The following is a 13,228-nucleotide window of genomic DNA, read 5'->3' as shown; positions in this document are numbered from 1 at the left end:
GAAGTACGAAATTTTCTGTGTCCACTCTATTGACCTAATATCAGTATTGTCCGTTAGCGGGATCACGTCAGTCAACTTGGCGATATAGCGTCTGTGGTGTCCGTTATTTTGAAGATGCGTTGCAGTACGTGAAAACAAAAGACAGCCCTTAAGTTTAGGGGGCTGTCTCCAAAAAACGATATGTCGGATTTTTCTCCATAGCGGCTCTCATCGCATATTCGCTGTCAAACAACGCGACAAAATTCCCTTTCTTATCCAAACACATGGTCGAGTTCACCCGGAACCTCGTCGGATCGACATTGTCCCCTGTAACCCAGCGGGCAAACTGGAACGGTTGGCGTTGAAGCAGCACATCGACTCCGTATTCGTTCTTCATTCGGTATTCGAACACCTCGAACTGGAGCTGCCCGACCACCCCGAGAATCGTATCCTCGAAGCCGATCGTCTTGAATACTTGAATTGTGCCTTCCTCCGTCAGTTGATCGACGCCCTTCTGATACTGCTTATGCTTGAGCGCGTTTTTGACGACGACTTTGGAGAACATCTCCGGGGAAAACGTCGGCAGCTCGTCGAACTCGATATCTCCGCGTTCCGAGAGCGTATCGCCGATCCGGAATATGCCGGGGTCGAACAAGCCGATTATGTCGCCAGGATACGCTTCGGCGACGATGTCCCGGTCCTGCGCCAAAAATTGCTGCGGCTGCGAAAGCTTGATTTCCTTGCCCACCCGCACATGCTTCACCGACATCCCCCGTGAAAATTTACCCGATACGATGCGCAGGAAGGCGATCCGGTCGCGGTGTGCCGGATTCATATTCGCTTGAATTTTAAAAATATAGCCCGAAAATTTCGTTTCCTCCGGCGTAATATCTCCCGCCGTGCTTTTCCTCGGCGCCGGCTCCGGAGCAAGCTGAAGGAAGTTTTCCAGAAACGTCTGCACTCCGAAATTGTTGATGGCGCTGCCGAAAAATACCGGCGTCAGCTCGCCCTTCGACACCTTCTCGAAATCGAATTCGTCTCCGGCCACCTCAAGCAGCTCCAAATCCTCGCGCAGCTTCGGATAAAGATGCTCGCCCGCAACTTCCTTCACGGCCTCATCCTCATACCCCGAAACTTCGCGAACCGCAATATTCGTATGGTCGTCCCCTTGAAACAGCTCAAGGCGGGACCGTCTTCGATCATATACGCCGGCCAAGCTTCGGCCTTGCCCGATCGGCCAATTCATCGGATACGAACGAATGCCCAGAACTTCTTCCAATTCTTCCAACAGCTCGAACGGATCTCTGCCTTCGCGGTCGAGCTTGTTAATGAACGTAAAAATCGGTATGCCTCGCATGCTGCACACTTGAAACAGCTTCTTCGTCTGCGCCTCGACCCCTTTGGCGGAGTCGATCAGCATGACCGCGCAGTCGGCGGCCGTCAGCGTACGGTAAGTGTCTTCACTGAAATCCTGGTGGCCCGGCGTATCGAGAATATTGACGCGCTTGCCCTGATAATCGAATTGCAGCACGCTCGAGGTAACCGAGATTCCCCGCTGCTTCTCGATCTCCATCCAGTCGGAGGTAGCGAACTTCGCCGCCTTCCTCCCCTTGACGGTCCCGGCCTCCCGGATCGCCCCTCCGAACAGGAGAAGCTTTTCGGTGAGCGTCGTTTTACCGGCGTCCGGGTGGGATATGATGGCGAACGTCCGTCTTTTCGACACTTCCGCCGCTAATTGATCTTCTGTCGTTTGGCTCATTGTGTAGTACTTCCTCTCCTCTTACCCAAGCAAAAATGCGCGCGCAGGCGCCGCCTCGATGCCGCTCAGCTTGAGCGGAGCAAGCACGAAGTCGTAAACGCCCGGCTCCACATCTTTTAAGCGCAGTCCTTCCAATATCAAGATATCGTTGTTCATCAAAGCCCGATGCGTCAGGTGCCCGGGCTGTGCGCGCTCGATGCCGAGCCCGTCGGTGCCTACGCCGCGAATGCCCTTTTCGATTACGAACTGAGCGCCGTCCTCGGCCAAATAAACGAATTCGAAATCGAACTGTTCGCTAAAGGAGTTACGCGTCTTTAACAGCAGCCAATCGGCCTGCCCGATATGGAGCGCTTCGAGATCCAAACGGCTGACGCCTCCCTCGACATGAGTGACGTCGACGACCTGCGCTTTCGAGATGAGGCGGTCCAACGGGATCGTCTCGATCGTCGCCCCTCCGTCCAGAATATGCAGCGGGGCGTCCAAATGCGTTCCGCAATGCGCGTCGATGCCGATTCTCGTCTCGTATACCGATCCCGTTTGATGGTTCACGGTGTTGCGCAGCTCGAGTTTTTTTTCGTCCTTGTTTTTATATACTTGCATGCCTTCTTGAATCGTCATGGAAATATCGTACAGCTTGCGTCCCTCTAACAATGACATAAATCAATCCCCTCCTTGATCCGAGCATACGCGGATCACGTCGTCGTCGCGCTGACCGTTGACAGGCCACCAGCGGTTTCCGTCCTTCTCCAAGAGCCGCTTAGCTCCTTCCGGCCCCCAAGATCCGGCCGGGTAAAATTCCAAATCGTCCGGAGATTCGGACCACGCTTTCGCAATGACGTCCACAAACCGCCATGCCGACGCGACCTCGTCCCAACGGGTAAAGTAAGTCGAATCTCCTCGGACGGCATCATGAAGCAGCCTTTCGTAAGCCTCGGGAGTATTAATTCCGACGGCGCTCGACTGGCAGAAGTCCATCGCTACCGGCTGAATCGCGCCGTCCGCTCCGGGCGCCTTCGTGTTGAATTTGACGTAAATGCCTTCCATCGGATTCACTCGGAATACGAGCAAATTCGGCTGAAGCGCATGCTTGCTTGCCAAATAAACGTTGTCGGGCACATTCTTGAATTCGACGACAACTTCCGTCGCCTTGGCCGGAAGCCGCTTGCCGGTGCGCACGTAGAACGGCACGCCCGCCCACCTGAAGTTGTCGACAAACACCTTGGCTGCGAAATACGTTTCGGTGTTGGACTTCGGGTTTACTTTGTCTTCTTCGCGATATCCCGGCGCAGGCTTGTCCTTCGCAACACCCGGACCGTATTGTCCGCGAATGACATTCCGCCTTACGTCCTCGGCATCCTTATACAAGCGCAGGCTTTTGAGAACCTTCACCTTCTCGTCGCGGACGGCTTCCGGATGAAGGACGCCCGGCGGCTCCATCGCCATCATGGTAATCATCTGAAGCATATGGTTCTGGCCCATATCTCTAAGCGCTCCGGCGGTATCGTAATAACCGCCTCGTTCTTCGACGCCGACCGTTTCGCTGAGCGTGATTTGAATATTGTTTATGTACTTGTTGTTCCACAGCGGCTCGAAAAAGGCGTTCGTAAACCGAACCACCTCGATATTTTGAACCATTTCCTTGCCCAAATAGTGATCGATCCGGAAAATGTCCTCCTCCGGAAACACCTCGCGGATTTCCTTGTTCAGCTTTTCTGCGGAAGCCAAATCGTACCCGAACGGCTTCTCGATCACCAGACGGTGCCACCCTTGCGAGGCAAGCATTCCGCCGCCCTTCAAGTTGTGCGATACGCTGCCGAACAATTCGGGCGCCAACGCCAAATAGAACAAACGGTTGCCGCCTACGCGGAAACGCTCGTCCAAATCGTCTGCAGTCGTTCTCAGCCTTTTAAAGCCTTCCAGGTCGTTGATGTCGAGAGATACATAACGGAAGCGTTCGGCGAACCGGCTCCAATGATCTCCGTCTTGCGGCTTGTGTCGTGCAAATTCCCGAATGGAGTCCAATACGTCCTGCTGGAACTCCCCGTCCGTTCTGCCCCGGCGGGCAACGCCGATGACGGCGAAATTGTCGGACAGCTTTCCTTCACGATATAGGCTGTATATGGCAGGATATAATTTCCTTTTGGCCAAGTCGCCTGTGGCGCCGAAAAGTACGATAACGGCTCCTTCAACTTTACGTTCCAAGCGGCATCATTCTTTCGTTCGAAATTACTATGTCCCCATAGCGTTAGTGTTAGTTTAGCAAATCGTACGTGAAAATGCTACGCATCCGTCAATGCCGCCGAATCCGAAAAAATGGGCTGTCATTTTTCTCTCGAGTCCAACCAACTCGAAAACTGGGTGAATAATGTGGTGATAAAAGACTAGGAGGTGTTCTGCTGGATGTACGTCCAACAACCGATTACGAATGACCGCATTCAGCCTCTTATAGGCCAGCCCGTCTGCGCCGTACTGAACGACGGCACCCGCCGCTACGGCATTCTTACCGGGTGCACGAGCAAGAAACTGATCCTGAACGGTCAACGGTCCGCAGCTCAAGAAAAAGCTCAATCATCAAAAAAGAAAGGGGCGACCTCAAAAATCCGCAAAACCGGCAAAGGAGCGGGAGCGGCAGCGGCAGCCAATCCGCCGGCACCTGTGGTTCCGCAAGTCCCGTTCATGCATGAGCCTGCCCTGTTTCCGGAGAGACCGGCTGAAGTCGATCTGAAGTCCATAGCCCTTATTTTTCCGTTATATTTGTAATACCCCGTTCAAAAAAATCAGCCTCTTCGCGAATTCGAAGGGGCTGATTTCATGTTACACGATCGCTTTATCCATCAAATAGCTCCGCAGCATCGGCTCGTAACGGGCGATCGACATCCCCTTTTTCATATAAAACCGGATGCCCTTCGCATTGGTTTCATTCACCAGCAGCTGAAGCCGGGTGTGGCCCCAGGCTCGGCCGTGCTTCTCCGCTTCGTCGAGCAGCACCGAGCCGATGCCCCGCCTTTGCAGCTTCCCGTCAACGGCCAGCAAATCGACAAACAGTACGGGTCCGAGCGGATAAATATGAATGAACGCAAGGGCCGGCGTATGCCGGGCTTGCGACCAAACCAAAGTCGTTCCGAGCTTTAAACGTTCAGTAAGCCGCTTGTCGGAATGATCCCCTTTTTGCCATTCAGGAGGATTGAGCGGGATCAGCTCTTTGCGAATCAAAGCGAAAATCGCCTTGTCGTCGACTTTCGGAATTCGTTTTCGGAGCATACGGCACCGTCCTAACGCCTATTAAGCATAGAGTAATATCCATACTCTATGCGGCGGCAAACGCCGGCGTTTGGACGACTGTCTTTATTTTCGCTACCGGTTCTTTACATTATTCGCTTAAACCGTTCTTGACGGCGTAGATGGCCGCCTGCGTGCGGTCCTCCACCCCAAGCTTGGCAAGAATGTTCGTCACATGGTATTTTACCGTCTTAATGCCGATATAAAGCTCATCCGCCACTTCTTGATTGGACTTTCCTTTGGCGATCAGCTTCAGAACCTCCATCTCGCGTTCCGTAAGCTCATGGTGAGGGGCGGCCTGCGGTTTCGGCTGACGGAACCGGTTCATCATTTTGGAGGCGACCTGCGATTCGAGTACGGGCTGACCGTTGGCGGCCGCCCGAATTGCGGACGCAATCTCGCTCGCACGCGACGTCTTGAGCAAATAGCTGAACGCGCCCGCTTCAATGACAGGATACAGCTTTTCGTCGTCCAGAAAGCTGGTAAGCACGATCACTTTGCAATCCGGATGCACCTCCAGCAATCTCCTGGTCGTTTCGATGCCGTCCATAGGCTCCATCACCAGGTCCATAAGCACGACGTCCGGCCGATACTCCTGCGCCAGCCGCAAGCCTTCCGGCCCGCTTCCCGCTTCGCCGACCACTTCGATGTCGTCCTCGGTGCCGAGCACGGCCGCAAGGCCGATCCTCACCATCTCGTGATCATCCACTAACAATACTTTCACCGACATGCTCTTCCTCCCCTTCCAACATTACCGGAACCCGAATTTCGATTTTCGTGCCTTTGCCCGGAGCGCTGACGATATTGATAAATCCGCCGATCTCGTTGACGCGTTCCGCCATCGACATGAGACCGTAGGACGCTTGCTTTTTCTGATCCATCTCAAAACCGATTCCGTTATCCCTAATGCTGAGCCGAACTCCGTCGACGCGGCGGTACAGCTTCATCTCCAGCCTGTCCGCCCGGGAATGGCGAAGCGTGTTTGAGAGCGCCTCCTGCACGATCCGAAACAGCTGATCCTCGACGCCTTTAGCCAGACGCACGTCATCGTCCATCTCCCATTGAATATGAATCGGCATCTTGGCGGTAAGCTCTTGCAGCAGCTCGCGCAATGCGTCTGTAAACCGTTTGCCCTCCAGGTGGACCGGCCGCAGGTGAAGCAGCAGCGCTCGCATTTCGGACTGGGCGACGGAGGACATTTCTTCAATCAACGAAACTTGCCGCTTCGCCCTCTCCATGTCCTTCTCCAAAGTTCGTCCCAAAGCTGTAGCCGTCATCGAGATGGCGAAAAGCTGCTGCGATACGGCGTCATGCAGGTCGCGCGCCAGCCGCTGCCGTTCCTCTACGATGGCCGAGTAACGGGCTTTCTCCGCAAGCTCCGCATTGTTCGTCGAAAGCCGCTGCAGGCTTGTCACCTGCTCCTCCCATTTGCTTGTAATTCTCCCTAACTGTTCGGCCAGCCGCCCGATTTCATCCTCTCCCAGATCCGGTATCGGACGGGAAAAATTGCCTTTCTCCATGAACAGCATCGAAGCTCTGAGCGCCTCTAAGCGGGAATTGATCCGATGGCTGTGCCAAAAGCCGTACGCGGCGCCCGTAATCATCACAAGGCCAAGCGCCGTTGCCGTGAAGCGAATGCCGGTTTCCCAGTCGGTCGGACGGAGCAGGTGAAATCCTTGCATCGATAAAGCTATGACGGCAAAAAGAGCGAGACTAAGCAGTACGCCCTCGCCCATCGCCCGCCATACTATACTCGTTAATTTCGGCATATTTCTCCGCCCTCCTTACACCACTTTCACATCAACGTCGGCTACGACATAGGAGATGTTTACCAATATTCGATGCTCAGCGCTCTCGAAATTCGGGGAACGCCACAGCAGGCGGTTCATCGCTCCGGCTCCCTTTTCGCCGGCGATCTGAATTTGCCCGAGCATTACGGAGGATTGAACCGAGACGCCCACATCCTCGGGAATGACGATGTCGATATCCCCGATAATGCCCTGCAAATTCAACATCGTCTCTTTTTGCTCAAGCAGCGCCTTGGTCAAGTCAATTCGCACCTCGGCGATGGCCACGGAAATATCCGTTGACTCCAGAACCCAAGGCTCTCCGCGTTCCCAGCGGACGCTCGCAAGCAAGTGTTCCTTCGCAAACTTCATTCCGGGCCTGCCCTCGCTCTTGGTACGCGAATAAAACCAGACCGCGCCGACCGTTGCCGCGAGCAACAGGAACGACCAATGATTTACGATTATGACGATGCCCGCACCCGCAAGCAGGACATATCCCGTGTTGTTGCGCTGACCGGAGCTGCCGGAAGAACGAATGAGCGCGAAGCCGAGAAGTGCGATCAGCAACGCGCTTGCCGTCAAGTACCCTACCGCTGTCCCGATCGCCAAATACACTCCTGCTCCGATTAATAACAATGCCGTATTTCGATTGCTTCGCTCCAACCCTTCGCACCTCCTCTGTAGCCCCAAGGATGTTAATCTATAATCGCGGAAAAGCCATAGCGGTTTGTAAGGGACGTATGTCCGCAAACCCCTATGGCTTGTTATATCATATTTCCTTCAACTCTCCCATAGCAAATTTCTCGCTTGGGCTTACTGCTCCTCCGATGCGGAGGACATTTTGCGCTTTAATTCCTCCAGCTGCTCGTTGACTTTCTCTTGCTTCAGGCTGTCGCCGAACGTTGCGGCATTCGTTCCGTACGGGAACCGTGCGATCTCCGCCTCCGCCTCCAGCTGCATGATTTTCTCTTCCATCCGGTGGAAGCCGCGAAGCGCATTGCCCCCGTCGATCGTGTGCACCGACGTCACTTGAGCCACTTGCTTTTTCGCTTTCGCGAGCTGCGCACGGGAGATCAGCTCGTTGCGCTTGTTGCGCATTTTGTAAAATTCGTCCTTCATGCCGTGCAATTGCGACATCAACTCATCGGCTTGACCTTTGGTTTGGACGTACAGAGCTTCCATTTCCGAAATTTTCGCATCGTAATGAAGCTTCTCTTCCAGCGCCGCTCTTGCCGAAACTTCCTTGCCGGCTCTGAGCTCTTCCTCGGCTTTCGTCTCCAGCGCCTGGCTGACGCGTTTCGCTTCCTGCAGACGCTCCTTCAGCTTGCGTTCGCTCGCCATTTGTTTGGCGACCGTTACTTCCGCGGAGGCGATTTCCTCTTCCATATCCCGAATGTATTGATTCAGCATCACGATCGGGTCTTCCACTTTATCCAGCATATCGTTGATCGACGCAACCGTCATTTCCTTCATTCTTTTAAATACTCCCATGTTAAGCATCTCCTTTATTATCGTTTTCGAATTTGGCGAGTTTCATTTTCAATTGCTCAATTTCTTTCTGAAGCGCTTTTTTCTCCAGATCGTTCATCATTCCGTCCAGGTCCGCGCCGGTTGGAACGCTTGAGCCCGGGCCGTATTGACCGTGAGACGTATGGCTGAACGGCTGCTGTTGGGGCTGCGGCCCATAGTATTGGGCGTTCGGGTTGTACGCTCCCTGACCCGGACGGCCCGGATTCGGCGGAACAGGGGGCACCCAGCCGTGGTTCATTTGCCCGTATGGCTGGAATGTCGGGTCCTTCGGCATCACCAGTCCGGCGATAATATAGACCGGGATGACGGCTCCGCTCGAGAAGATCGTGGCGACCACCGTTACGAGCCGCACAATCGTCGAGTCGATGCCGAACGCTTCGCTTAGGCCCCCGCATACGCCCATTACCTTCTTATCGCGCTGCGAACGATAGATCGTCTTCATCGAATACCCTCGCTTTCAAGCTTCTTCTTCAAGTCCTGCAATGCCTGATCGATGCGGTCCGTACCGTAGCCCGAGCCGTATTGACCGGCTGCGGACGCGCCGCCGCGAACATCCCGCAATGCGGAATTTTCATACTCGATGTCGCGGATTTGTTCCTCCAGGCGGTCGAACCAGACGCCGCTGTTGTTGCCGGTATAGTGCCGGCTTCTTTCGTTCAGCTGACGCTGCAGGCGTAGCGTCTCCACTCGAGCTAAGTAATATTGCCGCTTATGATATGCTTCCTGGTAATCTTTGTTGAGCGCGTTCAGCTGCTCCTGCAGCTCCAGCATCGCAAGTCTGCTTTGCTCGTACAGCGAGCTGAAACCGTCTCTTTTTTCTTCCTCAAGCACCTTCTCGGCCAAGGCCGCCCGGGCGATTCCGTCTTCCCCGGCTTTTAACGCAGTCATCGCTTGATGCTCGCGTTTGCCGACCAACGATTCGGCTTGTAAGTATTGGCTTCGCATGCTGGCCGTATGAGCCGCGCATTGTTTGTACAATGCTTCTGTTTGACGGATCGCGTTCGCCATTTCGGCGAGAAAGCCGTCAATGACTCGAATCGGATCCTGTGCGTGCTCCAACCGGTCGTTCAATGTTGCGATGGTAATATCTCGAACTCGTTTCATAATACTCATGTGCGGTTTCCTCCTTAGTAAACTTTACTGCGGTTTTTCAACATCAACCAGCCGAACCAGATGATCGCGACCGGTATCAGGATCGCAAGTATACCGGACAGCGCTCCGATCAAGCCGATCAGCCCGATGGTAAGGACGATCCAACCGATCGTCGATCGGCCGTGCTTAATGCCGTACCACCCTAATGCAATCATAATGATCGGAAAAATGGCCCCGAATAAGTGTCCGACGTGCAAGCCTAATTTTCCTAGTAGTATAATTGCGCCCAGAGCGATCAGCAGCAGCGCCAGACCCGTTTTGCCGTTCCATTTCATCGTCTTCACTCCGTTTCTTTAGTTCGCGTTTGTTTGTCGTTCATGGTTTTAGTTTAGGAGATTTTCAAGCTTGGCAAAACAGACCGGTGGCGGTTTTTATGACTGGACCTTAGGCGGGGCCGGGACAGGACTGAAGCGAAAGGAAGAGAAGACGGGCGGACGGGAGGCGAGGTGCAAGCAGATTGGGCGGCCGGAAAAACGTCTACGGGACATTGGTCCATACAAGACATGCCACAAGGGACATATGCTGTATTATCTTCGGATAAAGGAGGAGATCGCATGAGTGCATTCTACGGATTCGGCTTCACGTCAACGGGAGTAATCCTTGTGCTCTTTATTCTTCTGGTGATCATCTCCCGAGTTTTCGTGATTTAATTTCAGACCGGGCGGTCTTCAAGCTCATTGTCTGAAAAAATTACCTTTAGGAGGTTGAAAACATGTCTGCTGTAGGAGGATTCGGCTTCACTTCGACAGGAGCTATTTTAGTACTGTATATCCTGCTTGTTATCATTTTGTACTCCGGCATTTTCTTCGTGTAGCATGGCAGAGAAAACCGCCCGCCCCGAAATTACGGGACGGGCGGTTTTTATCTTACGGACTGAGGGTTACTTCTCGCCGTTTTTTTGCACCGTGTTCTTTACTCCGGACCAGGCACCGACGGACGAAAGGCCCATTACAACGCCCGAAAGAATGGCCTTTCGGGGATCGCTCGGAGCAATATAAACAAATCCGGCAACAAGCCCCAAAACAACGGCTACGAGAGGCAGCCAGCGCGAAGGCACTCCTGCTGCGCGGACAACTGCGACGACGGAAACAATGAGCGGCACAAGAGCGACGTCATATGCTTGGAACTCCATACGCTCTACCTCCTTTCTTCCTTCCATTCTATTCAGAAGGAGGCCGACGCGACGCCGTTCCAGCGGAATCGGCCCACCCGAAAGAAAGAATATATAGTAGATTGATATGGAGTTCCGTTCGGCTACATCGTCAGCTGCTCCGCCACAAGGACGGCCGCTCCGATCGCGAGCGCTTCCTCGCCTAGCTTGCCGCGGCTGAACTGCACTTGGTAAGCCGGGTAATAATAAGTGTTTTTCAACGCTACCTTCGTTGCCACCTGAAAGTACAAATCTTGCGTATTAAACAGCGGTCCCCCGAAAACAACCTTCTCGGGGTGAAGCATATTCAGCATATTGGCAAGCCCGATCCCGAAATAGGTCGCAGACTGGGTAAACAGCTCTACCGTCAACGGGTCTTCGGCAAGCAGCGCCTTGACCAGCTCCGGAAATGAAAGCTGTTCATACTTGTCCGCCAATTCGCGAAGCAGCGTTTCGCGGCCTTGCTTCAATCGGGCGATCCCCGCTTGCTCGATGGCATAAATAGAACAATACGACTCAAGGCATCCGATATTCCCGTCCGGCTCTCTATGCGGTATTCCGTCGGTTTGGATAATCATTTGACCGACGGCCCCTTCCATGTCCACTGCTCCGTAGACGAGCTTGCCGTTCGATAGCATGGCGGAGCGCAGACCGATCCCGCCGTGAATATAAAGCACATGCTCGCACCGTTCCTCCGGGGCATCCGTCCAATATTCCGCCAAAAGCGCCGCATTAGCCCCGTTATCCAGGACGCACGGCGTCTTCATGCGTTCGGAGATCATATGGCAGACGGGTACATTGTTCCAGCCCGGGGACGGAAAATACAACGGATCCGTTATGACTCCGCTATTGCGGTCTAACGGTCCAACAGAGCCGACTCCAACGCCAAGCAGCTTTTCATTAGAAATACCGTGATACTGCAAAATATCCCCCATCGCTTCGGTCATATGCTCGATAAGCACGTCCGGTGTCGTTTTGGGAGTCATTCGCCATACCCGGGAATCGATTTTATTAAGATGAAGGTCGCAAAGAACGAGCCGCGAGTGGATTCGCGAAATGTCCAAACCGAAGACGTAAGCTTTTTTCGGATTCGTTCTATATAGTATTGGCCTCCGGCCACCTGTCGATTCGCCGAAGCCGACTTCTTCCAGCCACTGCTCCTGAACCATTTCCTCCAGAAGCCTTGTTAGTGTGCTGCCTTTCATCCCGCTTTGTTCTTGGAGGAAATGCTTCGATACCGTTCCATTTTTGCGAATTAATGAATACAGATGCTTTACCTTCGGATTGCCGATCCGTTCTCTAGCATGAATCATGCAGCCGTTCACCGTTCCTTCCGCAAAACAGCCTGGGCGATGCAGTATGATGGCTTTATGCCATTTTAGCATATGAAAACAAAAAAAGTCCTGAGATCCGTCTAGGATCGCAAGACTGTTGATTGCAAATAAAGTATGANATGCCATTTTAGCATATGAAAACAAAAAAAGTCCTGAGATCCGTCTAGGATCGCAAGACTGTTGATTGCAAATAAAGTATGATGCCGGTAGAGGGACTTGAACCCCCACGGTTTCCCTCACGATTTTGAGTCGCGCGCGTCTGCCAATTCCGCCATACCGGCATGGTGCAATATATGAAGTTTTTTGAAAATGGTGCCGGTAGAGGGACTTGAACCCCCACGGTTTCCCTCACGATTTTGAGTCGCGCGCGTCTGCCAATTCCGCCATACCGGCATATTCAATTTCAAGAAAAATGGCGTGCCCTAAGAGATTCGAACTCCTGACCTTTTGATTCGTAGTCAAACGCTCTATCCGGCTGAGCTAAGGGCACATGTTTCTTATAAGTTTCTTATGGTGCCGAGGACCGGGGTCGAACCGGTACGGTTGTTACCAACCGCAGGATTTTAAGTCCTGTGCGTCTGCCTATTCCGCCACCCCGGCAAAAGAGTGGAGGCGCCACCCAGAATCGAACTGGGGATAAAGCTTTTGCAGAGCTCTGCCTTACCTCTTGGCTATGGCGCCACAAGAACTGAATGGAGCGGACGATGGGATTCGAACCCACGACCCTCGCCTTGGCAAGGCGATGCTCTACCACTGAGCCACGTCCGCATATATATTGGCTGGGGATCCAGGGATCGAACCTGGGAATGACGGAGTCAAAGTCCGTTGCCTTACCGCTTGGCTAATCCCCAATAAAGCAAGGGCGACCGATGGGACTTGAACCCACGAATGTCGGAACCACAATCCGATGCGTTAACCCCTTCGCCACGATCGCCATATTTAGTTGCTTGGCAGGGGCAGCAGGAATTGAACCCACACTAACGGTTTTGGAGACCGCTGTTCTACCTTTAAACTATGCCCCTTTAATGGTGGGGGATGATGGATTCGAACCACCGAACTCGTAAGAGAAGAGATTTACAGTCTCCCGCGTTTGGCCACTTCGCTAATCCCCCGAAATACATGGTGCCGTCGAGAGGACTTGAACCCCCAACCTACTGATTACAAGTCAGTTGCTCTACCAATTGAGCTACAACGGCATGTGATTTGGTTTGGTTAAAATGGTGGCTTGGGACGGAATCGAACCGCCGACACAAGGATT

Annotated in this window: 16 protein-coding genes and 11 tRNA genes; 3 read left to right on the top strand and 24 right to left on the bottom strand. The window is 53.4% G+C overall.

Annotated elements, in window-relative coordinates; translation table 11 throughout:
• Positions 1–154: 154 nt before the first annotated feature.
• From PT964_RS25715 to zwf, 3 genes are read right to left on the bottom strand one after another with little or no spacing between them, the layout of a single operon-like run.
• On the bottom strand, positions 155–1,738 hold the full coding sequence (locus tag PT964_RS25715; protein ID WP_274366218.1) for a peptide chain release factor 3: 1,584 nt from the start codon (positions 1,736–1,738) through the stop codon (positions 155–157).
• Between the two features lie 21 nt (positions 1,739–1,759).
• Positions 1,760–2,395 (bottom strand): cyclase family protein, encoded by a 636-nt coding sequence (locus PT964_RS25710; RefSeq protein ID WP_274366217.1) that lies wholly within the window; start codon positions 2,393–2,395, stop codon positions 1,760–1,762.
• Positions 2,396–2,398: 3 nt separating this feature from the next.
• Entirely contained in the window at positions 2,399–3,940 is a 1,542-nt protein-coding gene (zwf, locus tag PT964_RS25705; RefSeq protein ID WP_274366216.1) for a glucose-6-phosphate dehydrogenase, read from the bottom strand.
• A 198-nt stretch (positions 3,941–4,138) separates the two neighbouring features.
• Between zwf and PT964_RS25700 the strand changes: the two genes are divergently transcribed.
• Positions 4,139–4,498 (top strand): hypothetical protein, encoded by a 360-nt coding sequence (locus PT964_RS25700; RefSeq protein WP_274366215.1) that lies wholly within the window; start codon positions 4,139–4,141, stop codon positions 4,496–4,498.
• A 54-nt stretch (positions 4,499–4,552) separates the two neighbouring features.
• Here the strand turns inward: PT964_RS25700 and PT964_RS25695 are convergent, their stop codons facing one another.
• The 8 genes from PT964_RS25695 to PT964_RS25660 form a co-directional block, all read right to left on the bottom strand.
• Positions 4,553–4,999 carry a GNAT family N-acetyltransferase gene (locus PT964_RS25695; RefSeq protein WP_274366214.1) on the bottom strand — a complete coding sequence of 149 codons (447 nt, stop codon included), beginning with the start codon at positions 4,997–4,999 and terminating at the stop codon, positions 4,553–4,555.
• Positions 5,000–5,108: 109 nt separating this feature from the next.
• A complete protein-coding gene (locus tag PT964_RS25690) occupies positions 5,109–5,747 on the bottom strand; it encodes a response regulator (RefSeq protein ID WP_274366213.1) in 639 nt (212 codons plus the stop codon).
• Entirely contained in the window at positions 5,719–6,786 is a 1,068-nt protein-coding gene (locus tag PT964_RS25685; protein WP_274366212.1) for a sensor histidine kinase, read from the bottom strand. The genes PT964_RS25690 and PT964_RS25685 overlap by 29 nt, the downstream gene beginning before the upstream one ends.
• A 15-nt stretch (positions 6,787–6,801) precedes the next feature.
• Positions 6,802–7,467: a cell wall-active antibiotics response protein LiaF gene (gene liaF, locus PT964_RS25680; RefSeq protein ID WP_274366211.1), complete on the bottom strand. Its 666-nt coding sequence runs from the start codon at positions 7,465–7,467 to the stop codon at positions 6,802–6,804.
• A gap of 150 nt (positions 7,468–7,617) precedes the next feature.
• Positions 7,618–8,295: a PspA/IM30 family protein gene (locus tag PT964_RS25675; protein WP_274366210.1), complete on the bottom strand. Its 678-nt coding sequence runs from the start codon at positions 8,293–8,295 to the stop codon at positions 7,618–7,620.
• 1 nt (position 8,296) lies between these two features.
• Positions 8,297–8,776 (bottom strand): PspC domain-containing protein, encoded by a 480-nt coding sequence (locus tag PT964_RS25670; protein ID WP_274366209.1) that lies wholly within the window; start codon positions 8,774–8,776, stop codon positions 8,297–8,299.
• A complete protein-coding gene (locus PT964_RS25665; protein WP_274366208.1) occupies positions 8,773–9,447 on the bottom strand; it encodes a PspA/IM30 family protein in 675 nt (224 codons plus the stop codon). The genes PT964_RS25670 and PT964_RS25665 overlap by 4 nt, the downstream gene beginning before the upstream one ends.
• A 14-nt stretch (positions 9,448–9,461) precedes the next feature.
• Positions 9,462–9,761 (bottom strand): LiaF transmembrane domain-containing protein, encoded by a 300-nt coding sequence (locus tag PT964_RS25660; RefSeq protein ID WP_274366207.1) that lies wholly within the window; start codon positions 9,759–9,761, stop codon positions 9,462–9,464.
• Positions 9,762–10,040: 279 nt separating this feature from the next.
• Here PT964_RS25660 and PT964_RS25655 point away from each other — a divergent pair, with 279 nt between their 5' ends.
• Together PT964_RS25655 and PT964_RS25650 are read left to right on the top strand one after the other, a co-directional pair.
• Positions 10,041–10,136, top strand: a complete 96-nt coding sequence (locus tag PT964_RS25655; RefSeq protein WP_274366206.1) for a YjcZ family sporulation protein — start codon at positions 10,041–10,043, stop codon at positions 10,134–10,136.
• Positions 10,137–10,198: 62 nt separating this feature from the next.
• The gene (locus PT964_RS25650) at positions 10,199–10,300 is read left to right on the top strand and encodes a YjcZ family sporulation protein (protein ID WP_274366205.1); all 102 of its coding nucleotides are present in this window, start codon (positions 10,199–10,201) and stop codon (positions 10,298–10,300) included.
• Positions 10,301–10,366: 66 nt separating this feature from the next.
• Here the strand turns inward: PT964_RS25650 and PT964_RS25645 are convergent, their stop codons facing one another.
• The 13 genes from PT964_RS25645 to PT964_RS25585 all read right to left on the bottom strand — a co-directional run bounded on the left by PT964_RS25645 (position 10,367) and on the right by PT964_RS25585 (position 13,166).
• Positions 10,367–10,618, bottom strand: coding sequence for a hypothetical protein (locus tag PT964_RS25645; protein ID WP_274366204.1), 252 nt, complete (start codon positions 10,616–10,618; stop codon positions 10,367–10,369).
• Positions 10,619–10,740: 122 nt separating this feature from the next.
• Positions 10,741–11,949 carry an ROK family protein gene (locus PT964_RS25640; RefSeq protein ID WP_274366203.1) on the bottom strand — a complete coding sequence of 403 codons (1,209 nt, stop codon included), beginning with the start codon at positions 11,947–11,949 and terminating at the stop codon, positions 10,741–10,743.
• A gap of 222 nt (positions 11,950–12,171) precedes the next feature.
• Positions 12,172–12,251, bottom strand: a tRNA-Leu gene (locus PT964_RS25635).
• Positions 12,252–12,280: 29 nt separating this feature from the next.
• Positions 12,281–12,363 (bottom strand) — tRNA-Leu (locus tag PT964_RS25630).
• A 20-nt stretch (positions 12,364–12,383) separates the two neighbouring features.
• Positions 12,384–12,460, bottom strand: a tRNA-Arg gene (locus tag PT964_RS25625).
• Positions 12,461–12,481: 21 nt separating this feature from the next.
• A tRNA-Leu gene (locus PT964_RS25620) sits at positions 12,482–12,570 on the bottom strand.
• Positions 12,571–12,577: 7 nt separating this feature from the next.
• Positions 12,578–12,651, bottom strand: a tRNA-Cys gene (locus PT964_RS25615).
• A gap of 12 nt (positions 12,652–12,663) precedes the next feature.
• Positions 12,664–12,738, bottom strand: a tRNA-Gly gene (locus PT964_RS25610).
• 8 nt (positions 12,739–12,746) lie between these two features.
• A tRNA-Gln gene (locus PT964_RS25605) sits at positions 12,747–12,821 on the bottom strand.
• 10 nt (positions 12,822–12,831) lie between these two features.
• Positions 12,832–12,904, bottom strand: a tRNA-His gene (locus PT964_RS25600).
• A gap of 14 nt (positions 12,905–12,918) precedes the next feature.
• Positions 12,919–12,992, bottom strand: a tRNA-Trp gene (locus tag PT964_RS25595).
• 4 nt (positions 12,993–12,996) lie between these two features.
• Positions 12,997–13,082 (bottom strand) — tRNA-Tyr (locus PT964_RS25590).
• An 8-nt stretch (positions 13,083–13,090) separates the two neighbouring features.
• A tRNA-Thr gene (locus PT964_RS25585) sits at positions 13,091–13,166 on the bottom strand.
• Positions 13,167–13,228: the final 62 nt, after the last annotated feature.

The sequence above is a fragment of the Paenibacillus thermotolerans genome (genome assembly GCF_028745515.1).
Classification (GTDB): Bacteria; Bacillota; Bacilli; order Paenibacillales; family YIM-B00363; genus Paenibacillus_AE; species Paenibacillus_AE thermotolerans.
Note: the sequence above shows the minus strand (reverse complement) of the source record. Positions and strands in the feature narration are given on the sequence as shown.